The sequence below is a fragment of the Streptomyces sp. CNQ085 genome (assembly GCF_022614595.1).
In the GTDB taxonomy this organism is placed as follows: Bacteria; Actinomycetota; Actinomycetes; order Streptomycetales; family Streptomycetaceae; genus Streptomyces.
This window is the reverse complement of sequence record NZ_JAJFAU010000004.1, coordinates 15,618-38,658: the sequence shown is the minus strand read 5'-3', so window position 1 is coordinate 38,658 and position 23,041 is coordinate 15,618. Positions and strand designations below refer to the sequence as shown.

General features: G+C 69.1%; 19 protein-coding genes. 9 read left to right on the top strand and 10 right to left on the bottom strand.

The window, feature by feature from the left end:
• Window positions 1-117: 117 nt before the first annotated feature.
• Window positions 118-849 carry a DUF2306 domain-containing protein gene (locus LJ221_RS01795; RefSeq protein ID WP_241713109.1) on the bottom strand — a complete coding sequence of 244 codons (732 nt, stop codon included), beginning with the start codon at window positions 847-849 and terminating at the stop codon, window positions 118-120.
• A 49-nt stretch (window positions 850-898) separates the two neighbouring features.
• On the bottom strand, window positions 899-1,969 hold the full coding sequence (locus LJ221_RS01790; protein WP_241713107.1) for a DUF2855 family protein: 1,071 nt from the start codon (window positions 1,967-1,969) through the stop codon (window positions 899-901).
• 223 nt (window positions 1,970-2,192) lie between these two features.
• Between LJ221_RS01790 and LJ221_RS01785 the strand changes: the two genes are divergently transcribed.
• Window positions 2,193-3,656 carry an acyltransferase gene (locus tag LJ221_RS01785; protein WP_241713105.1) on the top strand — a complete coding sequence of 488 codons (1,464 nt, stop codon included), beginning with the start codon at window positions 2,193-2,195 and terminating at the stop codon, window positions 3,654-3,656.
• Here LJ221_RS01785 and LJ221_RS01780 read toward each other — a convergent pair.
• Complete coding sequence (locus tag LJ221_RS01780; protein WP_241713103.1) at window positions 3,598-4,425, bottom strand: cyclopropane-fatty-acyl-phospholipid synthase family protein; 828 nt, start codon at window positions 4,423-4,425, stop codon at window positions 3,598-3,600. The genes LJ221_RS01785 and LJ221_RS01780 overlap by 59 nt on opposite strands.
• A 418-nt stretch (window positions 4,426-4,843) precedes the next feature.
• On the opposite strand from LJ221_RS01780, the gene LJ221_RS23370 reads away from it, so the two are divergent.
• Together LJ221_RS23370 and LJ221_RS01765 are read left to right on the top strand one after the other, a co-directional pair.
• Complete coding sequence (locus LJ221_RS23370; RefSeq protein WP_374228347.1) at window positions 4,844-5,866, top strand: alkylhydroperoxidase; 1,023 nt, start codon at window positions 4,844-4,846, stop codon at window positions 5,864-5,866.
• A gap of 3 nt (window positions 5,867-5,869) precedes the next feature.
• The gene (locus tag LJ221_RS01765; RefSeq protein ID WP_241713100.1) at window positions 5,870-7,615 is read left to right on the top strand and encodes an NAD(P)H-dependent oxidoreductase; all 1,746 of its coding nucleotides are present in this window, start codon (window positions 5,870-5,872) and stop codon (window positions 7,613-7,615) included.
• A gap of 382 nt (window positions 7,616-7,997) precedes the next feature.
• Here LJ221_RS01765 and LJ221_RS01760 read toward each other — a convergent pair whose 3' ends face one another.
• A complete protein-coding gene (locus tag LJ221_RS01760) occupies window positions 7,998-8,756 on the bottom strand; it encodes an SDR family NAD(P)-dependent oxidoreductase (protein ID WP_241713098.1) in 759 nt (252 codons plus the stop codon).
• A 97-nt stretch (window positions 8,757-8,853) separates the two neighbouring features.
• Between LJ221_RS01760 and LJ221_RS01755 the strand changes: the two genes are divergently transcribed.
• A complete protein-coding gene (locus LJ221_RS01755) occupies window positions 8,854-9,489 on the top strand; it encodes a TetR/AcrR family transcriptional regulator (RefSeq protein WP_241713096.1) in 636 nt (211 codons plus the stop codon).
• Between the two features lie 236 nt (window positions 9,490-9,725).
• A complete protein-coding gene (locus tag LJ221_RS01750; protein WP_241713093.1) occupies window positions 9,726-10,361 on the top strand; it encodes a recombinase family protein in 636 nt (211 codons plus the stop codon).
• Window positions 10,362-10,561: 200 nt separating this feature from the next.
• Here LJ221_RS01750 and LJ221_RS01745 read toward each other — a convergent pair whose 3' ends face one another.
• The gene (locus tag LJ221_RS01745; RefSeq protein WP_308314695.1) at window positions 10,562-11,554 is read right to left on the bottom strand and encodes a hypothetical protein; all 993 of its coding nucleotides are present in this window, start codon (window positions 11,552-11,554) and stop codon (window positions 10,562-10,564) included.
• Between the two features lie 183 nt (window positions 11,555-11,737).
• The gene (locus tag LJ221_RS01740) at window positions 11,738-12,739 is read right to left on the bottom strand and encodes an oxidoreductase (protein ID WP_241713091.1); all 1,002 of its coding nucleotides are present in this window, start codon (window positions 12,737-12,739) and stop codon (window positions 11,738-11,740) included.
• A gap of 1,086 nt (window positions 12,740-13,825) precedes the next feature.
• On the opposite strand from LJ221_RS01740, the gene LJ221_RS01735 reads away from it, so the two are divergent.
• The 4 genes from LJ221_RS01735 (at window position 13,826) to LJ221_RS01720 (ending at window position 17,179) form a co-directional block, all read left to right on the top strand.
• On the top strand, window positions 13,826-14,407 hold the full coding sequence (locus LJ221_RS01735) for a hypothetical protein (RefSeq protein ID WP_241713089.1): 582 nt from the start codon (window positions 13,826-13,828) through the stop codon (window positions 14,405-14,407).
• Window positions 14,404-14,850 carry a helix-turn-helix domain-containing protein gene (locus tag LJ221_RS01730; RefSeq protein ID WP_241713087.1) on the top strand — a complete coding sequence of 149 codons (447 nt, stop codon included), beginning with the start codon at window positions 14,404-14,406 and terminating at the stop codon, window positions 14,848-14,850. Before LJ221_RS01735 ends, LJ221_RS01730 begins: the two co-directional genes overlap by 4 nt.
• Window positions 14,851-14,987: 137 nt before the next feature.
• Window positions 14,988-16,136 carry a ParA family protein gene (locus LJ221_RS01725; RefSeq protein WP_241713085.1) on the top strand — a complete coding sequence of 383 codons (1,149 nt, stop codon included), beginning with the start codon at window positions 14,988-14,990 and terminating at the stop codon, window positions 16,134-16,136.
• Window positions 16,133-17,179, top strand: a complete 1,047-nt coding sequence (locus LJ221_RS01720; RefSeq protein ID WP_241713083.1) for a ParB/RepB/Spo0J family partition protein — start codon at window positions 16,133-16,135, stop codon at window positions 17,177-17,179. The genes LJ221_RS01725 and LJ221_RS01720 overlap by 4 nt, the downstream gene beginning before the upstream one ends.
• 208 nt (window positions 17,180-17,387) lie before the next feature.
• Here LJ221_RS01720 and ispG read toward each other — a convergent pair whose 3' ends face one another.
• The 4 genes from ispG to ptlI form a co-directional block, all read right to left on the bottom strand.
• The gene (ispG, locus tag LJ221_RS01715) at window positions 17,388-18,557 is read right to left on the bottom strand and encodes a flavodoxin-dependent (E)-4-hydroxy-3-methylbut-2-enyl-diphosphate synthase (RefSeq protein WP_241713082.1); all 1,170 of its coding nucleotides are present in this window, start codon (window positions 18,555-18,557) and stop codon (window positions 17,388-17,390) included.
• Between the two features lie 197 nt (window positions 18,558-18,754).
• A complete protein-coding gene (locus LJ221_RS01710) occupies window positions 18,755-20,542 on the bottom strand; it encodes a 1-deoxy-D-xylulose-5-phosphate synthase (protein WP_241713081.1) in 1,788 nt (595 codons plus the stop codon).
• 29 nt (window positions 20,543-20,571) lie between these two features.
• A complete protein-coding gene (gene ispH / locus LJ221_RS01705; RefSeq protein ID WP_241713080.1) occupies window positions 20,572-21,570 on the bottom strand; it encodes a 4-hydroxy-3-methylbut-2-enyl diphosphate reductase in 999 nt (332 codons plus the stop codon).
• The gene (gene ptlI, locus LJ221_RS01700; RefSeq protein WP_241713079.1) at window positions 21,567-22,961 is read right to left on the bottom strand and encodes a pentalenene oxygenase; all 1,395 of its coding nucleotides are present in this window, start codon (window positions 22,959-22,961) and stop codon (window positions 21,567-21,569) included. Before ptlI ends, ispH begins: the two co-directional genes overlap by 4 nt.
• Between the last annotated feature and the right edge of the window lie 80 nt (window positions 22,962-23,041).

Here is a 23,041-nt window from a genome sequence, read left to right as displayed (position 1 = left end):
CCCCCCCCCCCCCCCCCGAGGTCCGGACCGCGGGGAGCGGGGGGCCACGACGGCTCCCCGCGACCGGCCCCGCCCTCCGGGGAGCGGGGCCGGAGACCGGCCGGGGCGGTGCTTCGTTCAGGAACGGCTCCGCGCCACCGCGGGCTCCTGCCCGCGTCTGGAAGTCCGCTCCAGCCACCAGTGGACCAGCACGAGGTTGCCGACCCAGCCGACCCACCGGGCCGACTCGGAGATGTAGGTGATGTCGATGGCGTAAGGCAGCTGAAAGAGCGTCAGCCCGATGACCAGGCCCCACACGGTCTGGCCCCACACGATCGCGAAGCTGTAGAGCATCCAGCGGCGATGCTCGGCGTACCGGCCCTGCCGGGCCCGCACCCAGCCGACCATCGCCGTCGTCGCCCACATCACACCGGACATCAGCACGGCCACGCTGCCCGCGGGGAAGGAGAACGGGAACATGATCAGGGCCAGCGCCGCGGAGGGCAGCGCACCGGCGAACACGTACAGCCGGCCGCTCCAGCGGTGGACGGCCGGGTGGTTGCGGCGCAGCCACGGCCACAGCTGGAGACACAGTGTGACCAGTGTGATCGCACCAGTCATGACGTGCCCGGCCAGGACGGCGTAGTGCAGGGGGAACTGCATGGGGATGTGTGTGTTCGCCGGGTCGAACGTGAGGTACGGCGGAAGCTGGTAGAGCAGGTAGGCGGCGGCGGCGACGGCGAGCGGGACGGTGTAGTACCGGCCGAACCACCCCCTCCGGTCCGCCCGGCGCGAAGCCGCGCGCCCCTGGGGGGCGTCGGGGTGGTCTGGCCGGGACGACACGACGGGTTCGTCGAGACTCTGGGACACGGTGGTGCGCTCCGTTCGGGCGGGTGGGCTGGATGGGGGCTGGAATGGCTCAGCGGGGGGTGGCCACGATGCCGCTGCGGGCCGGGACCTCACCGGCCATCAGCGCGCGGTAGGCACCGGCGAGTGCTTCGGGACCACTGCGCCGGTCGACGGTCAGCCAGGAGGGCGCGTCCCGGACGAAGCGTTCCTCGGCGGCGCGGTACCGGGACCGGTAGGCCTGCGCCCCCTCCTTCTCGGCGAACCGTTCCTCCTCCGAGGGCGTGAAGAAGATCCACGGCTCGGGACCGCTCAGCCCCCGGGGCGGCTCGATCTGCGCGCCGGGGTGCGTGTAGCCGACGAGCAGCGCGTCCTCCAGCACGGTGCCGAACCGTTCGTAGACCGAGGAGAGCCGCTCGGCCTGGCCGGTGAAGTCGACGAGGACGGCGGGTCCGGAGACCTCGGCGCGGGAGAGATCCTCGTAGGCGAGGAGGCGGTCGTAGTGGCCCAGTTCCCGTACGGAGGGCAGACTGCGGGAGGAGGTGATCCCGACAGTGGTGATGTCATCCCTGTCCGCCAGCAGGGCCGCCATCCCCACGGCGGTCTTGCTGGAGGCGCTGGTGACCAGCACGGTCCTGGAGGGGGCCGCACCACCCAGGAACTCGGCGAGGGCGAACGAGGCGGGGTACAGGGGCCGCAGCAGGACACGGTGGTCGTCCAGGTCGTCGGGCTCCCCGGCGGACAGGTACCGGCGATACCAGGGATGCAGGTAGTCCCGTTCTGCAGTGGTGTCGGCGAAGCCTCCGGCCGTCGGTGAGACGGTGAGTACCACGTGGGTCGACAGCGGCAGGAAGCCGAAGCAGCGGGTCCCCTCGGCGATGTCCGGGTGCCGCGACTCCTCGACCCGCGCGTAACCCCAGGCCGGAACCCGGCCGCGGCCTTCGGGCCCGGGGAAGGCGTCGAAGAACGGCAGCTCGGACTCACCCAGGCGCGCGTAGGTGGCGGTGATCGCCGTCAGGGAGAACCGCTCGGCTGCCAGTCGTACCTGGCCGGGCCGCAGTGGAGCCGGGGCAGCCGGGCGCACCTCGGTCGCCGTGAGGTCCTCTCGTCCGACCAGCAGGTCCCATCCGTCCTGATCCGGCACTTCCGTCTCCCCTCCACCGCCTGCCGCGTGCGGCCCGGTAGGCCCGCCCGAGCCATGGTCGACTTCAGGCCACACGGGACGCATCTTCTGGGTTGCGGTCGTCGCGGGAGACCCGGACGTCACGGGCGCGGGAGGCGGCCGAGCAATCTCAAAGATGCCGTCGAGGGGTGCCGGTTGGCACAGTCACGAGCTCTTATGACTTAAGCGGGGGAGTACGGTCCCGATGTCCCAACACACTCCGGGCCCCCGGGCCCCCGAGGCGTCCAGGCTTCCCGCCCTGACGGGAATGCGGTTCATCGCAGCCGCCATGGTGTTCTTCTTCCATGCCGTGCCCGAACGGTTCTTCACCTCGGAACACAGCCAGAACGTCGCGAACACAATCTTCTATCAGGGGGGTTGGACTGGCGTCGGCTTCTTCTTCATCCTCAGCGGGTTCATCCTCACCTGGACGATGCGCGCTGACGACACCACGCCGGCGTTCTTGCGGCGCAGATTCTTCAAGATCTACCCCCTCCACCTGCTCACCCTCATCGCCGCCATGATGCTGGCGGCCTGGGTGGCACAGGCGTCCGTCAGCGGCCGGGACGTGGCGCTGCAACTGCTGCTGCTGCATTCGTGGTCACCGGACATCATGGTCCGCGCCTCTCTCAACGGCGTGGCCTGGTCGTTGTCCTGCGAAGCCCTGTTCTACGCGCTGTTCCCGATCCTGATCAGGATCATCGGCCGTATTCGTCCCGAACGCCTGTGGAGGTGGGCGGGCGCTGTCGTGGCGGCGATCTTCACCGTGCCGTTCGTCGCCGACCGGCTCCCCGACCAGGAGGTCTTCCCGGCGGTGAACGTCACGGCGGCGGATCTGTGGCTGGTCTACCAGTTCCCCGGGACGCGTCTGCTGGACTTCGTCTTCGGCATCATCCTGGCCCGCGTGGTGATGGAGGGACGCAGGCTCCCTCTCAGCTTCGGCGGTTCGGCGGTCCTCGTCGCCGTGGCCTATGTCGCCACACCGTTCTTCCCCTCCGCGTACCACCTGGTGGCCATCATGGTGGTACCGCTCGGTCTCCTGGTGGCAAGCGCCGCCCGGGCGGAGTCGTCCCGGCTGCGCAACTGGCTCTCCAGCCGTGCCATGGTGTGGCTGGGTGAGATCTCCTTCGCTTTCTACATCACCCACCAGCTCGTCCAGGTCTACGGTCACCGGTTCCTGGGAGCCGGCAAGACCTGGGACACACCACAGGCGATCGGCGTGATCGCGCTGCTGTTCGCCGTCACCCTGCTGCTGTCCTGGGCTCTGTACACGCTGGTGGAACACCCGATCATGCGGCGCTTCGCCACATCGCGCGGCGAACGCCGCGACCGTGCCGCGCAGAAGAAGGGGCCGGGACCGAACCCGCTCTCCGGGCAGACCGCCGACCCGGAGGCGGAGAAGGCGTCCGCCGCCCCGGCCGCCCGCGCACTCCGGCGCTCGCGCCGAACGGCTCGGTCCGGCACGCGGGCGATCTCCCCCGGACAGGCCACCCGCCCGCCCTCGTACTTTTCTCGACGAGCCGCACACACCGGCCGGCGGCCGGAGGTCGGAGGGAAGTCCCGGGTGCCACAATCGAAGCGGGCACACCCGCCGCCTGCTTCGGCCGTCCTCATCCGCTCTTGCGCACGCAGGCGATCACATAACCGATCTGATCCTTGCGGGGGGTGAAGAAACCCCGGTGCAGACGCGAGAACTCCGCCACATCCCCTTCGCCGAACTTGCCGGCCACCTCCTCACGCCGCTCCATCGCGGCCCGCAGGTACTTGTCCTTCATCCCGAACACGCGCGGGCCGCACTGGGTGTACTCCTCGACCTCGAAACCGGCCGAGCGCGCGTACGCCAGCCACTGGGGGAGGGTCGGCAGCAGCGGGAGCCTCAGCGTCGTCATGAACCGCTCCACCCGCTCCGGTTCGGCCGCGCTCTCCAAACTGAAGTCGGAGAACGCCATGCGCCCGCCAGGCCGCAGCACCCGGTGCAGTTCTCCCAGCGCCCTCCCGAGATCGGGGGCGTTCTGCAGGGACTCCAGAGCGAGCACGGCGTCGAACGAACCGTCTGGAAAAGGGAGTTCCATGTAGTCGCCGTACCTGAAGTCCACCACGGCGTTCGGCCCCGCGGCCCCGGCCCGTCCCCGCGCCGTCTCGAGCTCGGCATCACTCACGGTCACCCCGGTCACCCTGACCCCGTACCGCCGAGCCAGGAACAGCGCCGTCTCGCCGGGACCGCACCCCGCGTCCAGCACGTGCTCCCCCGGGCGCAGCCCGAGGGTGCCGGCCACCTTGCGGGTGATGCGGTGCACCGCTTCCGGCAGCGGGGCGTCGTCGTCACGGTCGTACCAGTACCACATGTGCAGCTGACCACCGCGGAACTCCTCACCGATGGGCGAGCGCTCGTCGTAGTGCCTCCCGATCTCCGCCGGGCTGGCTGCCGCTTCCTGCATTGGACCCGTCACTCCCATCGAGGCGTCGCACACTCGCCGAACGGCACGACGGACCATCCTCGGCCGTTCGCCGGACCGGCGCATCTCCGGAGTTGCTGCCGCCCGCACTCCGGTTCGCCAAGCCACGCCGAATCCGCAGGAGGGCACGTTCGGATAACACCCCAGCACACGGCCGGTGCCAGGATCGGCTCGGTGCCCCCGGGTGGGCGCCGCAACGCCGGGGAGCACCACACGGGCGCCCCAGGACCGGATGAGGAGAGCCCGGATGCCGGACAGACGCGTTCTGCCGGGTCTCCGCGGCGTTGTGCTCCCGCGCGGGCCGGCGGCCCGCTCCGCGGTCGTCCGGTAGACCCGCAGCCGCAGGCGTGCCGGACCTCGGCCGGGCGCCGTGTCCGAGAGAGGCACGAGGATGAGGACGATGGTAAGGGCCGTCCTGCGCGGTTCCCTGCGTGATATCCGCCATGTCAGAGCCGTCCCTCCCGAAGACGCCCAAGGGCTGGTGGCTCGCGTGTACGCCCAGGCCGAACGGGACTTCGGCGTCGTCGCACCGCCTTTGGCGCTGCATTCCGGGGCTCCCCGGGTGCTCGCCGCGAGCTGGCTGTTGTTGCGCGAGACCCTTCTGGTGGAGGGCCGGGTCGGCCGAGCCGTCAAAGAGGCCGTCGCCGTCGAGGTCTCCCGCGCCAACGCCTGTCCCTACTGCGTCGACATCCACCAGGCCACGCTGGAGACCTCCCCGCGGCTGTCGCCCGGTTCGCCCGGCGGCGGGGCCGCCCAGTGGATCCGGTCCGGCGCAGGCCGCGGGGAGCGGGCCCCCTTCACCGCCGGGGAGGCGCCCGAGATCATCGGCGTGGCACTCACTTTCCACTACCTCAACCGCATGGTCTCCGTCTTCCTCGACGAGTCCCCCGTACCCGCGCGTACCCCCGCGGCCGCACGCGGCCCGATTCTGCGCACGGTCGCCCGGGCCATGCGTCCGGCCGCCGGCCCACCGCGTCCCGGTGAGGGCAACGTACTGCTGCCACCGGCACCACCCGGCCCGTGGTGGGCCGGGACAGGCCCGGTGGCGGATGCCGTCGGACGTTCGGCCGCCGCCGTCGACGACGCCGCTCGCTGGGTCCCCTGGCCGGTACGCCGTCTGCTGGAGTCCCGGCTCGAAGCCTGGGACGGGTCACCTCCCGGCCTCGGCCGCACTTGGCTGGAGGAGGCACTCGCGAGCTCCCTCCCACCGCTTGCGGAGCATCTGCCCGCCGCCCGGCTCGCGCTGCTCACCGCGTTCGCCCCGTACCAGGTCGCCGAAACCGATGTAACCGCCTTCCGCGAACAGTACCCCGGCGACCGGAAACTGGTGGAACTGACCGCCTGGGCGTCCTTGACGACGGCCGCCCTCCTCGCCGCCCGGCTCGCCGGTTCACCGGCACGCACACACCGACAGGAGAGCTGAACCGTGGTCAAGAGGGAATCGGTAGCCGTCATGGGCGGCGGAATTGGCGGGCTGGCGGCGGCCGTCGCGCTGGCCAGGCGAGGCGTTGACGTCACCGTGGTCGAACGGTCAGCGCGGATCGGTGCCCAGGGCGCGGGCCTGGTCCTGCGGCCCGATGGTCTGCGGGCCGCCGACGCGCTCGGCGGGAACCTGGGAACCCGTGTCAGGGAAATGGGCCGTCTCCTGCGCCCCGGCGAGGCCCGGTTGGTGATGGACGCGGCGGGGAACGTCCTGACCGAGGAAGCCCTGGAGGGCCCGAACGCCCCGCGGCTTTCGATCACGCACTCCGCCCTCCAGCGGGCCCTGCTCGACGAGGCCCTCACCGCGGGTGCGGCAGTACTGTTGTCCACCACCGTCGAGAGCCACAGCACACACGACGGCGGCGTCACTGTCCGGATGTCGGATGGCAGAACCCTGCGATGTGCCGCCCTGGTGGCCGCTGATGGTGTCGACCCGGTCCTCCGGCGGCGAATACTCCCGGACACTTCCGCCGCCGAGTACGCGGGTCACGCCTCGGTGTCCGGCTGTGCCGACGGTTCCGCGCTGGAAAGACGTCCCCACACAGTCGGCGGCCGAGGTGTCCGGGTGAACGTTCTCCCGGTCGGCGGAGACCTGCTGTGCTGGACGGCCCGTATCGACTCGGCACCCGGCGTTTGGCCCGCCAAGGGGCGGGCCCGCGCACGGGCCGACCTGATCGCCGCCCTCACCGGCTGGCATCCGCCCGTGGTGGACCTGGTCAGGAACACCTCTCCACAGGACATCACTGTTGCCGACGCCCACGACCGCACTCCGGCTCCCCGCCGGGTCGACGGACGTGTCGTCCTGCTCGGCAACGCCGTGTGCCCAGCGGCCTCGTCCTCGGGGTCCTCGGGGTCCTCGGGCCGGGAAGCGGGGACGGCGATGGAGGAGGCCCTCGCCCTCGCCGACGCCGTGGCCGCGCACGACGACGTGCTCCGTGCGCTGACCGCCTTCCGGCACGAACACCGGGAGCCGGCCGAGGACTCCGACGGGCCTGCCGCCGGCGTCCTCGGCTCCGGGGCCACCCGTTCTCCCGCGAGACCGCCCGCCCCTCCGCTACGGGCCCGGGAGGCACCCGGGCCCGTAGCGGAGAGCCCCGCGACCGAGTCCGTACCGCGCGTGGTCCTGGTCGGCGGATCACTCCGCCGGGGGTCGACCTGTGACCGCGTCGCTCAGTGGTGTGCTCTGCGTTGTACCGAACAGGGGGCGACTGTGCGGGTCTTCGCGGGGGCGGACATCGACTTCCCCGCCTACCGGCCGGGCCTCGCGCCTGCACATCCCCGGGTGGGTGAGTTCCTGTCGGAACTGCGCCGCGCCCATGGCGTCGTCCTGGTTTCCCCGACATATCACGGGACCGTCTCCGGCCTGCTGAAGAACGCCCTCGACTATGTCAACGACCTGGACGGACCGGCGCCCTATCTCGACGGACGCGCCATCGGCTGTGTCGCTGTCGGGGCGGCGGCTGATGGCGCCGCATCCACCCTGGCCACGCTGCGCACCATCAGTCACTCGGTGCGGGGCTGGCCGACCCCGGTGGGGGTGGCCGTCTCGCGGCCGCCCACGCCTCCGTCCCCGGACGGGACGGTGCCGCCCGAGGAGGAGCGGCTGATGCGGATGCTCTCCCAGGTCCTGTGGCTGGGCAGAGCCCGGCTGGGCGCCGGGCAGCCGTCGTTCCTGAACAGGGCGGCCTGAGAGGCCCTGTTCTCCCGAAGCTGTCGCGAAGTGACAAGTAGCTCTCTGTGGCGGATCTGGGGTGTGCTTGTCAGCGCTTTTGATCTTCTGGGTTCATCGGGGGCCGTGCTCGGCGAGGTTGGTCCGGTCATGACGACCGGAAGGAGCCCGGGGGTGCGGCGGGAGTGGGAGCCGGAGGACCTGATCGAGGTCTGGACGCTGCTGGAGGAGGACCAGGAGCGGCTGGCGGAGGCGGCGGTCGCCGAGCCGGGCGGCACGGTCCGCGAGGTGATCTACGCCCGCTGCGCGACCCGGACGCGTCGGAGCCGGATGAAGACGACACTGGCGCGGAATGAATCCGGCGCGCCGTTGCCCGTGACCCGAAACAGACCCGCCCGGTCGGTCACAGGAGGGCACCGCCGGAGACCTCGATGCGCTGGGCGGTCATCCAGCGCAGGCCGTCGGACGCCAGCGTGGCGATGGCGTCGCCGATCTCCTCGGGTTCGCCGACGCGGCCAAGCGCGGTCTGCCCGGCCAGACCCTGGCGCATACCGGCGTCATCCCGCATGGCACCGCCGTTGAAGTCGGTGGCGGTCGGCCCCGGGGCAATGGAGTTGACCCGGATACCCCGGGGGCCGAGTTCTGCGGCCAGAGTGCGGCTCAGGGCCTCGACGGCGGCCTTTGAGGCGGAGTAGACCGAGGTCGCGGGGCTGGTGTGGCGAGTCAAAGACGACGAGACGTTGATGAGGTGGGCACCTTCCGCCAGCAGCGGCACAAGCGACTGGATGAGGAAGAACGTGCCTCGCACGTTCGTGCCGGACACCGTGTCGAAGTCGTCGGTCGTGACAGCTTCCAGTGGGCCGAAGACGCCCACCCCCGCGTTGTTGACCACGATATCGAGCCGCGAAGCCCTCCAGCGCTCAAGCAGTCCGCTCAGCTCGGAAGTGAAGGCTCCGAAAGAGGAGGCGTCGCTGATGTCGAGACGCACGACGGCGGCGGTCCCACCCGCAGCGTGCACGTGCTGCTCCGTCTCCTCGGCCCCGGCCACATCACCACGATGAGTGACCACGACCCGCACCCCACGCGCCGCCAGCGCAAGAGCCGTACTCCGGCCCAGACCACGGTTCGCACCGGTCACCAAAGCGATCCTGTCGGCTGCCATCCGCTACTCCCTCATCACACGGCACCGGAGGGACATCGGGCACCGCCATCCGAGGCGAGTCAAGTGACTCGCCTCGGATCTGGAGCATACTGCACGCATGGCAGCAGAGCTCTCCGCACACCACCGCCGTCTCGCCCAGCAAAAGCGTGAGGCGATCATCTCCGCGGCCACGGACCTCTTCCTGAACCACGGTTACGACGGCACGTCCCTCGCGCGCGTTGCCGAAGGGGCGGCGGTCTCGAAGTCCACCTTGTTCAAGCAGTTCCCCACCAAGGCGGCCCTCTTCGAGGCCATCGTCACCGAGTCATGGCAGCGTGACGCCACCGACGCCGTCGCGCGACCTCAGGCCGGAGATATGCGTTCCGGCCTGACCTCCATCGGCCACCGCTACGCAGACCTGATCGGCCGGCCCGGCATGACAGCCCTGTTCCGCATCGTCATCGCCGAGCTGCCTCGCTTCCCCGAACTGGGACGGATGCAGTTCCAGCTCGGCAAGCTGCCCTACTTCACCTCTGTCCAGCGCTACCTGGAGTCGGAGCGCGAAGCCGGTAACGCCGACGTTCCGGACACCGAGAGTGCCGCCAACCAGTTCCTGGGGATGATCGCCAACTACGTCCTGTGGCCCCGCATGCTGCTAACCGACTGGAACCCCACAGCCTCCGACATCCACTACGCCGTCGAGCAAGCGGTAGAGACCACGCTCGCCCGCTATGCCTCCGATCGACCAGCCTGATCCGAAGCTGGAATTCGTACGCCGCCGCCCCAGCACCGGAGGGGCCCGCGGAGACGCGACCGTGCGGGGCGTCGCTATCGGTAAACGATCGTTTGACGACATGCGGACGGGACGTCCAATGAACCCGTGCAATCCGGGGGTTCGGGGCGGCGCGAATCCAATCAGATCCGATGGTGATCAATGACAGGGTTTGACGGCAGGTGAGGTCCAATCCTCCGTACGGAAGCGGCCCTTCGGTGGCGAACCTGGTCTACAAGCGGATCTCGACCGACCGGCAGTCGACCGCCCGGCAGAACCTCGTCCTGGCCGAGGCGGGGATCAAGGACCCGGTCTTCTTCGAGGAGGACCCGGGCACCTCCAGCCGCCTCCAGCCGCTCCAGCGTCCGAAGTTCGGCGAGCTGCTGACATACGCGCGGCCGGACGACACCGTGCACGTCTCCAAGATGTTCCGCCTCGTGCGCGGCAACCAGCACATCCTCGACGTGCTCGACACCCTGCATCGCGACCGTCTCGTCCTGCGTATCCACGACGGCGCGTTCTCCGCCATGGACCTCACCGCCCGCCACCCGCGCACCGGCGAGCTGCTGTCCGCTGTGAAGTTCACGGTGCAGACTCTCGCCACCGCCTACCACACCCGCCGCACCGAACGGGAGAACATCCGCGAGTCCACGTTCGAAGGGCTCGACACCGCCGCCCGCAAGGGCAAGCACGGCGGCCGCCCCCCCGTCATCACCGACGACACGCTCCACACCGTGCTCCGACGCCGGGCGAACGGCGAGTCCGTCGAGCAGACCCACCCCGACTTCGCCACCCTTCAGGTCGGCGAAGTCCCCGGCCCCCGCCCCGCTATCCCTGACCGGGCGTCACTCTGATTACAGAGAGCTACCTGTCACTTCGCCGTAGCTTCGGGAGAACAGGGCCTGAGAAGCCGACCCGGCGCCTTGTTCAGGAACCGGTGACCGCGGGGCCGGCCGCGAGGCGCGGGCGGCCCGTGTGGTCGGCGAGGCCGAACCGGTGGGACCGTCCGCGCGGTTCCCACGCCCTCGCCCGCAGCCGCGGGAACCGGGTCGTGTCACGCCCAGGGCGCCATGGGGAACCAGATCAGATCACGGTAGGCCAGCATGCGGACATCCCAGTACAGGACCATGAAGACCCCCGCCGCGATGAACGCCGCGGCGATCATGGCCGAGGCACGGCCGGGACGCGCCGACATCCAGCGGTGCAGCCGTTCACCGGCCAGCACGGTGATCCCCGCCAGCAGCACCCCCATCACCACCAGGTTGCCCAGCGCCTGCAGCGAGAAGGCCGCCGCGCCGTAGAGGATGTTGCCGCTCTCGGCCGCGTCGTGGAACAGGCGCCGGAACAGCGGATAGGGACGGCCGATGAGAAAACAGCCGATGAGAACGCCCATGACCACCAGGGGAGCGTTGGGGAAACGTGCGGACAGCCGCGCCAGCGGGTCGGGCACCAGCCCCAGGGAAGCCAGCCCCAGCCATATCAGCACGGCGCCGACGATCCCGAAGGTCACCATGGCCTGCACTAGCACCGGCGGGAAACCGCCCGTCCCCGGGGAGCCGAGCTGGAACTGCGGCATGCGGGTGCCCACCAGGGCGACGATCACCCCGTAGGTGGCGGACACGGCCACGGAACCGGCCGCCAGATACCCCAGTGGCCTGACCAGCCTGGCCAGTCGGCCGCGCCGCGAATGGGCTTGTCCGGTCAATGGGGCCATCGCACTGAACACCGCCACATTGCAGGCGGTGAAGGTTCCGGCGACACCGGTCGCCAGCGCAAACACGATACCGATCATGAAACCGCTCAGGGAGACCGTCGCGGCGTCCTGGCCCAGGAGCGTACCGGCGACGTTGACTCCGATGGTCTGGTCGACGAATTCGTGGGACCACACGACCGTCAGCGCGAATCCGAACAGTGCTGCGGCAGAGATGACCAGTCCTCGTCGACGGGGAAAGTGACCGTCGACGAACAACGAGCGCGGGCGGCCCTCGTCGGATGAGACGGAAGTGGCGCGCCGGTCGCCGGAAACCCCGTCCATGAGTGAATGCACGGATAGCACCTTCCTGTCCTTTTGATGAGGCCTTGACCGTAAAGGACGTTCGACCATCGCTCGTCCGGCCGGCTCAAGGACGGCAATTCCGAAGAAGGGCACCTGAACGTATGCCCCACAAACCGGCGCGACGGCCGCTCAGATCGCTCCCCGGGGGCTGTGCCCACCATGGGCGGCACCTCCTCACGGGCCCGACACCACGTGATGTGTCCAGCCGGGCGGGACCGCTCCCCCGGAGGGATCGGGGAAAACTCGGGGGCGCTCCGGGCGGTCTTCCTCGGAGATGCCCCGGTAGCGGATCCCGGACAGTTCCTCGGACATCTCCCACAGCCGCAGTTGCGCTTGTGCGTCGCGTGAGATCCGGGTGGAGTCTGCGGGAGCTGGCTGGCCCCGGGTCTCCAGGAGTCTCCCCGGGCCCAGGTATGAGCCTCCCGGTACACGATGGTCGGTGGCGGCCCGCAACACCGGTTCGGCGGCACGGGCCGGCGGCCGGGCCAGGAATCGCATCATGGCCCGGCTCACCAGCCGTAGCGGCACCGGTGCGTCGCCATGCCACAACCCGGTCGCCGACAGGCCGGGGTGCGCGGCGACCGAGACGGTCGCCGCATGCTCGTCGGCGAGTCGGCGCTGCAGCTCGCGGGTGAACATCAGGTTTGCCAGTTTGGAGCGTCCGTAGGCGGTGAGGGACCGCCGTCCGTCTCCGGAAAAGGCCGCATACGGGCGGAACTCGCCGGGGACGATCCGGTGCGCCAGACTTGTGACGGTGACGATCCGTGAGCCGGGCGTCCACCGCATCAGGTCCAGCAGCAGAAGCGTCAGCGCGAAGTGCCCCAGGTGGTTGACGCCGAAGTGAGCTTCGAAACCATCCTCGGTGCGACGATAGGGGGGAAACATCACTCCGGCGTTGTTCACCAGGACATCGAGTCGCCCGTACCGGTCGCGTATCTCGGTAGCGGCCCGCCGTACTGACCGGAGTGAGGCCAGGTCCAACCGCACGACGTCCGTCTCCGGACCCAGTCCGGCCGCTGCGGCATGGCCCCGTTCGGTGTCTCGGCAGGCAAGGACGGCCTGGGCTCCGCGGGTCGCCAGCGCCCGGGCCGTCTCCAGACCAATCCCTCCGGTCGCACCAGTGATCAGTACGACCCTGCCCCCCTGGTCCGGAATGTCCGCAGAAGACCACTCCATATTGCCCTGCTTCCTTGATCGGGTCGCGGATCCGCCCCTGCCTGGAGAGCCACTGACGATCTCGGCGTACCCCAACACCTCGTCCCTTGCCCGAGTGGGTGGCTGGGTTCCCCATCCTCCGCATGAGCACCTGAGGTGGCCACTTCCAAAGTGCGCACTGGTGCTCCCCACCCCTCGCCCGGTTTCTGCGGAATTCCCAGGAGGCACTCAGCGGCTGATGAGTCGTCGGTGTCGTAAGCTCCCCGGCTCCGGAACCATCGCGGAACCTGTCGCACCACGGTTGTAGCGGATAACTTTGATCCGGTCGGCGATCTCCATGCCGCTGCCTCTGCCACAGAACGCCGACCCCGGTCAGGGGACAGTCGAACGACTGCCTGCGGAGGCCACCGCAGCCGCGCGGCCGCCAGGCCGCGCGGCGGAACCCACCACCTGCCCCAAGCCCCGTACATCTGTTTGATCGCGGTGACGGTCACGACGAGAGACTCAGCTGTCATGGACACTACTCACAAACAGGCCATCGATGTACGGCGTCACGGGCGAGACGGCGCCAGCCGTTGGGGCTCCATGGGGAAGCCGTCTCCCGACCTTGCCCACTCATATGTACTGAGATGAGAAAGTCGCAGGTCACAGCGCTGAAAGTTGTGAGTTATGTACTCGCTGAGGGGACATAACGCCATCGATGTGTCCCGTCTGAGGGGACACATCGATGGCGTTATGTCAGCTGGAGACGACATAAATTCTGATTGCATGTCAAGCACAGGCGACACGAGCTGTAAGTCATGTCAAACTCGGTCGACACCACAGGAGCAGTGCGTCCGACGCCGATTCCGGCAGGGTGGGAGGAGGTCTGTCCCTCAGGGGGGACACAACTCATGCAATATGTCATGCCGGATTGACACCAATGTCAAGAAAAGATGACATAGTGCTGGCGTTCAGAGATCAACAGCTTGGGAGAACAGCCTCGTGTCGACAGAGCCGCAGCGCCGCCGTACGAGCGTCCGGGGGGCGTCCCGGACGAAGCCGCCCCTGAATGATCCGGCCGACGCCTGGGACCGGCCTCTACATTCAGTCAAGAGGCTGGACGATGTGGCACGCGCCTACCCCGGCCGCAGGCTCACACTGGACAGTGAGCGGAAGCCATTGGAGTTCTACGGAGCGCCGGACCAGCCGAACGCCTTCTCCATGGACAGTCTGGAGTTCTTCCTGATCATCGCACAGTTCTTCCGCGAGGCCCTGCCTTTGCGGCTGATCCTGCTGATGATCGCGTGTCAGCGAGCCGGAGGGCGAATCCACCTCACTCAAGACGAAATGGCTCACGTCCTGGACATCTCACGTACCAAGGTGAACGAAGCTCTGAAAGAAATCATGTCCCATGGCATCGTGTTTCGGGTGAAGCGCGGTGTGTATCAGTTCAACCCGCCATACTCCTACCGGGTCGCCGAGTTCATCCCGGGCACAGAGACGACGGAGCCGGAATACGTGCGAGTCGACCAGCATACGGCCATCACGGAGATCCGGTCGGACGAGAACCTGCCGGACCTGGTGCGTTTTCCCTCGCTGGAACAGATGCGCCGGGAGATCGAGCGGCTGCGTGAGGAACGGTCGAAGGCACGGGCCGACCGCCGCCTGAATCGGACACAGCAGAAGAGAAGAGGGGCCGAACGATGAGCGGTCTGCATTTCGCCGCGGTCAACGCGGAGGGCATCGTCGCCGACCTGGACCTGCTGCCCGCGGCATACCGTGTGCTGCTCAAGATCCGTGCTTACAGCGAGCCGGGCGGCCGCATCGAGATCGATCAGATCACCCTCGCGCAGATGCTCGGCTTGAGCCGCGCTGCGGTCAACGCGGCCCTGCGCGACCTGGACCTGGCACAGCTGGTGAGGAAGCAGCGGCCCGGCGTCTATCAGCTCAATCCGATGCTGGCCGGCTACCTTTCTCCTGAGGACGCCATCGCCGCGGTCAAGACGATGCCGAAGAGCCAGCGCCTGAACTCACCCGGCTTCGTGGAGCACTACCGCAGGGCCGTCGCGGACTATCAGGACCAGCTGGCCGAAAAGCGGCGGCGCCGTGAGGACGCCAAGCGCCGCCAGAACCTCAGAACCGTGTCCTGACCCGGTCCGGTCTGTCCCCGGGAACAGACCGGACCGGGCCCGAAGTGCCATTACGTCGTAATGAAGACCGGAGCGGAAGAGCGACACACGGCACCCCCCTGCCCCCCAACACACTCGCATGTCAGTATGGTGACGTCATGGCATCTCCATATCCCGATGGCGACCGGGAAAAGGTAGCGTCGAAGCTGCCTGCCGCGATCCGTCAAGAGCTCAAGGTCCGCACCGCTGAACATGGTGTCGACATCCAGGACGCCGTCACCGACGGCATCCATGCCTGGCGTACCGGCGACGGCCCTCATCCGACCGTCGACACCTCCGGCGCCGACTCCTTCTCCACCTGGCTCCCCGCCGGCCTGTACGACCAGTTCAAGGCGGACTGCACTGCCCGTGGCGTCTCCTACACCCAGGGCCTGGCACAGTCAGTGCGTCTCTGGCTGGACACCCACCCCTCCCCGGGGCAGCGGCCTCACACCGGGCCGCAGCGGAAAGTCGTCTGTAATCAGAAGGGCGGGGTGGGCAAGACCGCCATCGCGGCCGGCGTCGCCCAGGCGTATGCCGAGGCGGGCAAGCGGGTCCTCCTGGTCGACTACGACCCCCAGGGACACCTGAGCGAGCAGCTCGGCATCGCCCAGATCCCCCCGGGCGAGGACAGTCTGGTGGCCCACATGTGCGCTGAGGGCAAGGCCGATCTGCGTGACTTGCTGGTCACATTCGAAGACGACCGGTTCGGCAAGCGGCTGCAGATACTGCCCGCGTGTTTCGACGGGTTCCTCCTGGACGCGAAGATCGCCACCAACACCCGCATCCGCCGGCGGGAGACCACCCTCGAGCGGGCCCTGGAGCCACTGGAAGCCGACTTCGACATCGTCGTCATCGACTGTCCGCCGTCACTGGGTATCGCCATGGACGCCGCCATCTACTACGGGCGGCGCCGCGCCGACGAACCGGCGGGTACCTCCGGCGTCATCGTCCCCGTCCTCGCCGAGGACTCCTCCGCCACCGCCTACACCATGCTCACCGACCAGATCGAGTCGCTGAAGGAGGACCTGGAGCTGGAGCTGGACTACCTCGGTCTGGTGGTGAACCTGTACGACTCCCGGCGCGGGTTCGTCGCCACCTCCAGCCTCCAGCAGTGGAAGTCGCTGGGCGACCCGCCGGTGCTGGCGGTCATCGGTGACCTGAAGGAGCAGCGTGAGGCAGTCCGTATGGGCAAGCCGCTGCTGAGCTATGCGCCTCGCTGTGACCAGGCTGAGGCGATGCGGCAGATTGCGAGGTCCGCGTCGTGAGCGGTAAGGCTGACCTGCTGGGAGCTTCGTCGGCGTTCGGCCGTGCCGGTACGGCCCGCAGTACGCGCGGGCGGGTTGCGGAGAAGATTCTGGGCGGTAGCGATGACGGGCCGACCCGTCTGGCTCTGCACCTGCTGAGCCAGAACCCGGACAACCCGCGTGACTCCCTGCCGGATGTCACCGATCTCGCCGCGTCCCTGCGGGACCACGGACAGAAGTCCGCGGTGACGATCATGTCTCGTGAGGCGTATCTGGCGGCCAATCCCGGTCGGGAGGACGAGCTCGAGCCGCGGGCCGCCTACGTCGTCGTCGACGGCAACTGCCGCCTGGCTGCCGCCCGGCAGGCAGGCCTGTCCTCGCTGCGGGTGATGATGGACGAGTCACTCGGTGGCGACCCGGACGAGTTGCTGGAGTCCGCTCTGGTGGCCAACATCCACCGCCAGGACCTCGACCCGCTGGACGAGGCGCGGGCGCTGAAGAAGCTGCTGGAAGTCCACGGTACCCAGGACAAACTCGCCAAGCGGCTTCATCGGTCCCAGGGCTGGGTCTCCCAACGCTTGGCGTTGCTGTCCCTGACCCCTGAGCTGCAGAAGCGTCTGGAGAACGGGGCGGAGCCGGTGGACCTGCTGCGTGCGGTGGGGAAGAAGCCCCCGGAGCGGCAGGAGGAGGAGCTGACCCGGCTGAAGGAAGAACGCTCCCGGAAGCAGACGGCCAAGGAGTCGGCGAAGAAGCAGACGCGACAGTCGGCAGCGGTTCTTCATTACGGCGTAATGAAGAACCCGGCCTCCAACGGCAGCACGACAGGGGCAGAACCGCCCGGCCGGGGCACGGACTCGTCCGGCTTCGACCGTGCTCCCTATGTTCCCGCGCGGCCCGCAGCCACCTCGGCGCCGGACACTCCGCTGTCCCGTCCCTCCGCTACGCGGATGCCGTGGGACGACCCCGGTGCGATGTGCGCGCTGTTGAAGCAGAACATGGAACCGGAGAAGTTGAGGAAGCTGATCGAGATGCTGCAGCGCAGCCTGGGGAACGACAACGTCTGATCCGACCATCACGGCCTATGGCCCCGGGCTGCGCCGTGGTCCTGTCCCGGGTTCACTGCTTTGTCGCCGTGGGGCAGGAGTGCATGGGGTCGCACCGGCTACGGCGGTCTTATGCCAGAAAGGCGCTGAGGTCAGCCAGGCTGCGCAGATGAGGTCTCCACACGACCTGACGAGGGGCTTCGCGTTTTCCGGACAGGTAATGTAGTGCTCACTTGGCGTTCTCCTGCCCGGCGGAGAGTGCGGCCTCGGGAGAATCGTCGTCATCGTCCTGCCGCATCAGCTCGGCCAGCTTGAACGCCTCCTCGATGAGCGTCTCGACGATCTTCGACTCGGGTACGGTCCTGACGACCTCGCCCTTGACGAAGATCTGCCCCTTGCCGTTGCCGGAGGCGACGCCGAGGTCCGCCTCCCTGGCCTCCCCGGGGCCGTTCACCACACACCCCATGACGGCCACGCGCAGCGGAATGTCCATGCCCTTCAGCCCGGCCGTGACCTCTTCGGCCAGCTTGTAGACATCGACCTGGGCACGCCCGCAGGACGGGCAGGACACGATCTCCAGGCCGCGTTGCCTGAGGTTCAGGGCCTGAAGGATCTGGAGGCCGACCTTGACCTCCTCGGCGGGCGGCGCGCTCAAGGAGACACGGATGGTGTCGCCGATGCCCCGGGACAGCAGCGCGCCGAACGCGACAGCCGACTTGACGGTGCCCTGGAAGGCGGGACCCGCCTCCGTCACGCCGAGGTGCAGTGGGTAGTCGCACTGCGCCGCGAGTTGCTTGTACGCCTCGACCATGACGACGGGGTCGCTGTGCTTGACAGAGATCTTGATGTCCCGGAAGTCGTGCTCCTCGAACAGCGACGCCTCCCACAGCGCGCTCTCGACCAGCGCCTCCGGGGTGGCCTTGCCGTACTTCTTCAGCAGCCGGCGGTCGAGCGAGCCCGCGTTGACCCCGATACGGACCGGAGTGCCGTGGTCCTTGGCGGCCCGCGCGATCTCGCGGACCTTGTCGTCGAACTGCTTGATGTTGCCCGGGTTGACGCGCACGGCCGCGCAGCCGGCCTCGATGGCGGCGAACACGTACTTCGGCTGGAAGTGGATGTCCGCGATCACCGGGATCTGCGACTTGCGCGCGATCGTCGACAGGGCGTCGGCGTCATCCTGGGTGGGGCAGGCGACGCGGACGATCTGGCAGCCGGACGCGGTGAGTTCGGCGATCTGCTGGAGGGTCGCGCCGATGTCGGACGTGCGGGTCGTCGTCATGGACTGGACCGAGACCGGAGCGTCGCCGCCCACGGGTACGGTCCCTACGTGGATCTGACGGCTGGTACGTCGTCGGGCCAGCCTCGGCGGCACCGTCGGCACTCCGAGAGCGACAGACATGACAGTTCCCCAAGATGGTCGGCCGGTCCGGGCGGACCGGGTTATGGCTGATGACTGTGTGCTGTTGAGGGCTGTGGAAGTGCTGGAGAGGGGCACGGTGGTGGGAGCAGGCGAAGCTCGTCGGCAGCTGGGCCACGGGCGGTCGGCGGGGTTGCTCCGTGCGGGTGGGCGCCGACCGCCCGTCAGGGTGCCCGGAGTCAGCCGACGGCGAGGGCGGTGGTGGCTCCCTGCCGGGCCTGCCGTTCGGAGGGCAGGGCCTCCAGCAGTGCGTGGGTGAGATGGCGGGGGGTGAGGCCGCCGGTCTCCAGGACATCGGCTCGTGAGCCGTGGTCGAGGAAGCGCTGCGGCATACCGAAGACGTGCACCGGCAGGCCTGACTTGGCGTCGCTCAGCGTCTGGGCGACGCGTTCCCCGACGCCGCCGACCCGGCCACTGTCCTCGACCGTGGCGACCGACTGGTGGTCGAGGGCGAGCGCGACGAGTTTGGGTGCGATCGGCTTGACCCAGCGGGGGTCCACGACGGTGACGCCGATGCCCCGCTCGGCCAGCCGTTCGGCGACGTCCAGGCAGGTGGCGGCCATGGCGCCGATGGAGACCAGGAGGACATCCGGCTGCTCGCCCCTGCGTAGGATATCGATCCCGGCGAAGGTGTCGACGGCCGGAATGCAGTCACCAATGGCCCCCTTGGGGAAACGCAGGGCGGTGGGCCCGTCGTCGCAGGCCACGGCCTCCCGCAGGGCGCGGCGCAGGGTGGCGGCGTCGCGTGGGGCGGCCAGCCGCAGGCCGGGCACCAGGTTCAGCAGCGACAGGTCCCACATACCGTTGTGCGAGGGGCCGTCGTCGCCGGTCACGCCGGCACGGTCCAGGACGAAGGTCACCGGGGTGCGGTGCAGGGCCACGTCCATCAGGAGCTGGTCGAAGGCCCGGTTGAGGAAGGTGGAGTACAGCGCGACGACCGGGTGCACCCCGCCGAGGGCCAGCCCCGCGGCGGCGGTCACGGCGTGCTGTTCGGCGATGCCCACGTCGATGACGCGCTCGGGGTGACGGCGGGCGAACTCGCTGAGCCCGGTCGGGTCGAGCATGGCCGCGGTGATGGCGACCACGTCCGGCCGGTCGGCGGCGAGGTCGGCCAGCTCGTTGCCGAACACGGACGTCCAGCTGGGCGCGCCCCCCGGTTTCCGGACGGAGGCGGCGCGGACGGCGTGGAAGCGGTCCGTTTCATCCTGCTCGGCGGGGAGGTGACCGCGGCCCTTCTCGGTGACGCAGTGCACCACCACGGGAGCCCGCAGGGCGACGGCCTCGCGCAGCGCCGTCTCCACGGCCTCGATGTCATGGCCGTCCACCGGGCCGACGTAGACGAGCCCCAGATTCTCGAACAGGGCCCCCGGGGCGTTGCCCGCGCGCAGGTCGGCGAGGTGTCCGGCGACGGCGCCGGCGGTGGGGGCGTAGGAGCGGCCGTTGTCGTTGATGACCACGACGACGGGGCGTTCGGGGGCCGCCGCGATGTTGTTGAGGGCTTCCCAGGCCATGCCCCCGGTGAGCGCGCCGTCGCCGACCACGGCGACCACGGCGCGGTCGTTGCGCCCGAGCAGGGCGTTGGCGCGGGCGAGGCCGTCCGCCCAGGACAGGGAGGTCGAGGCGTGCGAGTTCTCGATGACGTCGTGCTCGGACTCGGCGCGGCAGGGGTAGCCCGACATGCCGCCGGTGCGGCGGAGCGTGGCGAGGGCTTCGGTGCGGCCAGTGAGGATCTTGTGGACGTAGGCCTGGTGGCCAGTATCCCAAAGGATCTTGTCGCGGGGGGAGTTGAACACGCGGTGCAAGGCGATGGACAGTTCGACGACCCCGAGGTTGGGGCCGAGGTGGCCCCCGTTGGTGGTGCAAGTGTCCACCAACAGCCGCCGGATCTGCGGCGCCAGTTCGCGGGCCGCGTGCGGGGACAGGGCGCGCAGGTCCTCAGGCCCCCGGATGTCCTCCAGGCGTGGCATGGCGCACCCCTCTTTCTCCCGTGGTGGATTCATCGCACCCCACCGGGTGCGAGCGTGACCTCACCGGCCAGTGGTGTCTGCGGCACCCGGCCGGTGACCGGGTCGGCCAGCCGGCCGGGCATGGAGAACACGATGTCCTCTGCGACTCCCAGCTGAAGCTCGACCTGGTCGAAGCCGAGTTCGGCGAGCCGGGCGACGAGCCCGTCGACGAGGATCTCCGGGGCACTGGCCCCGGCACTGATCCCGACCGACGACACGCCCTCCAGCCAGGCCGCTTCGAGATGCTGCTCATCGGGCACCAGATGGGCGACAGCGCCGTGGTCGCGGGCCACCTCGACCATGCGCAGCGAGTTGCTGGAGTTGCGCGAGCCGACGATCAGGACCAGGTCGTTGTCATGTGCGAGGGCCTTGACCGCGTTCTGCCGGTTCTGGCTGGCATAGCAGATGTCGTCACCGGGGGTGATCAGGTCGGTGAAGCGGGCGCGCAGGACCTCGACGACACGCTCGGTCTCGTCGAACGAGAGAGTGGTCTGGGTGAGGACGGCGACCGGGGTGTCGTCGGGCAGGCCGAGGCGCTGTACGTCGTCCTCGGTCTCGATGACGACGATCCGGTCGGGGGCCTCGCCGAGGACGCCCTCGACCTCCTCGTGGCCCTCGTGCCCGACGAGGAGGATGGTGCGGCCCTCGCGGGCGAAGCGCACCGCTTCCTGGTGGACCTTGGAGACCAGCGGGCAGGTGGCGTCGATGACTTCGAGCTGTCGGCCTGCGGCGGCGGAGCGCACTTCGGGGGAGACGCCGTGCGCGGAGAAGACACAGACCGCGCCCTGCGGGACCTCCTCCTCGCTGTCGACGAAGACCGCGCCGCGCTGTTGCAGTTCCGAGACGATGTAGTGGTTGTGCACGATCTCCTTGCGCACGTACACCGGCGCCCCGTGCAGGTCCAGCGCCCGCTCGACGATGCCGATGGCGCGTCGTACGCCCGCGCAGAAGCCGCGCGGCTGGGCCAGGACGACGTTCCCTTCACTCATGTCGCGTCACCCCCGACAGGTACGGGGACGGCGGAGGTCGTCCGGCGTGGATTGCGCGCGTCCAGCCGCAGCCGCAGCCGGCGCGGGTGGTAGACGGTGGCCAGCGGTACCGGGCGGACGTCCATGTCCGGTTCGCAGGTGACCCGCCAGCGGCCGAGGATGGTGGCGAGTCCCAGCGTGGCCTCGGTGCGCGCGTAGAGGTCGCCGATGCACTTGCGGGCACCGGTGCCGAACGGCACGTAGGCGTGGCGGGAGGCCGGCGCGATACGGTCCGGGAGCCAGCGGTCGGGGTCGAAGTTCTCGGGGTTGTCGAAGGCGTCCTCGTACTGGGCGACCGCGGCGGGGCTGAAGACGACGGTGGAGCCGGCAGGCAGCTCACGGCCGGCGAGTTCGGTCGGGGAGGCGGTGAGGCGGGTGAACAGCCAGGCCGGCGGGTGCAGTCGCAGCGCCTCGGAGATGATCCGGTCGGTCAGGGAGAGGTTCGGCAGGTCCTCCCACTGCGGGGCGCGGCCGTCCAGAACGGTGTCGATCTCGTCGTAGAGCCCGGCCTCGATCTCTGGGTGCTGGGAGAGGAGGTAGAAGACCCAGGTGAGAGTGCCGGCGACGGTCTCGGTGCCGGCCGCCATGACGGTGATGACCTGGTCGTGGATCTCCTTGTCGCCGAGTCGGCCGCCGCCCTCGTCGCGGGAGGCGATCAGGGCGGCGAGCAGGTCGTCGCGCTCGGTGTCAGAGCTGCGGTAGTCGTCGATGAGCTGCTGGGTGGTCTCGTGCAGGAAGTCCAGGTTGCGCTTGTAGCGGCGCTGGGACGGCAGGGGCAGCCGGCGGATCGAGGCGGGCAGGAACATCTGCCGGAACAGGCCGTTGAGCACGACGTCGAAGGAACGTTCCACTTTGGCTGTCAGCTCGGGGCTGACGGGTGTGGAGTACAGGGTGCGGCCGACCGTGCGCAGGGCCATGCCGTACATCTCCTGGAAGGCGTCGACGACCGCGCCGTCCTGCCAGCGCGATGCCGTGTCCTCGATCTCGGCGTGCATGGCCTCGGCGTACCGCTTGAGCTGGCCGCGGGTGAACGCCGACTGCATCAGTCGGCGCTGGCGGCGGTGGTCGGCGAACGGGCAGGTGACCAGGCCGTTGCCAGCGATGTCTCGGGCACGGTCGTAGAAGACGCCGCCCTTGTCGAAGACGCGGTCGTTGGTCAGGACCCGCCGCAGCAGTTCGGGGTGGGTCGGGACGTAGGCCGCGGTAGGACCGATCTTGATCTCGACCAGGTCGCCGTGAGCCGACAGCGAGGTCATGAAGTCCACGGGGTGACGCATCATCTGGAGGGCGTGTCCAACGACGGGGAGCGCCCCGGGCGCTGCTCCCGCCGAGAAGGTGGTCTGCTCGGTCATTCGATTCTCAACTTCCCCTCATAGCTGATCTTTTGACAGCTGTGCCGCCGCAACGGCCGGGCGTGGGGTACTAACGGGCG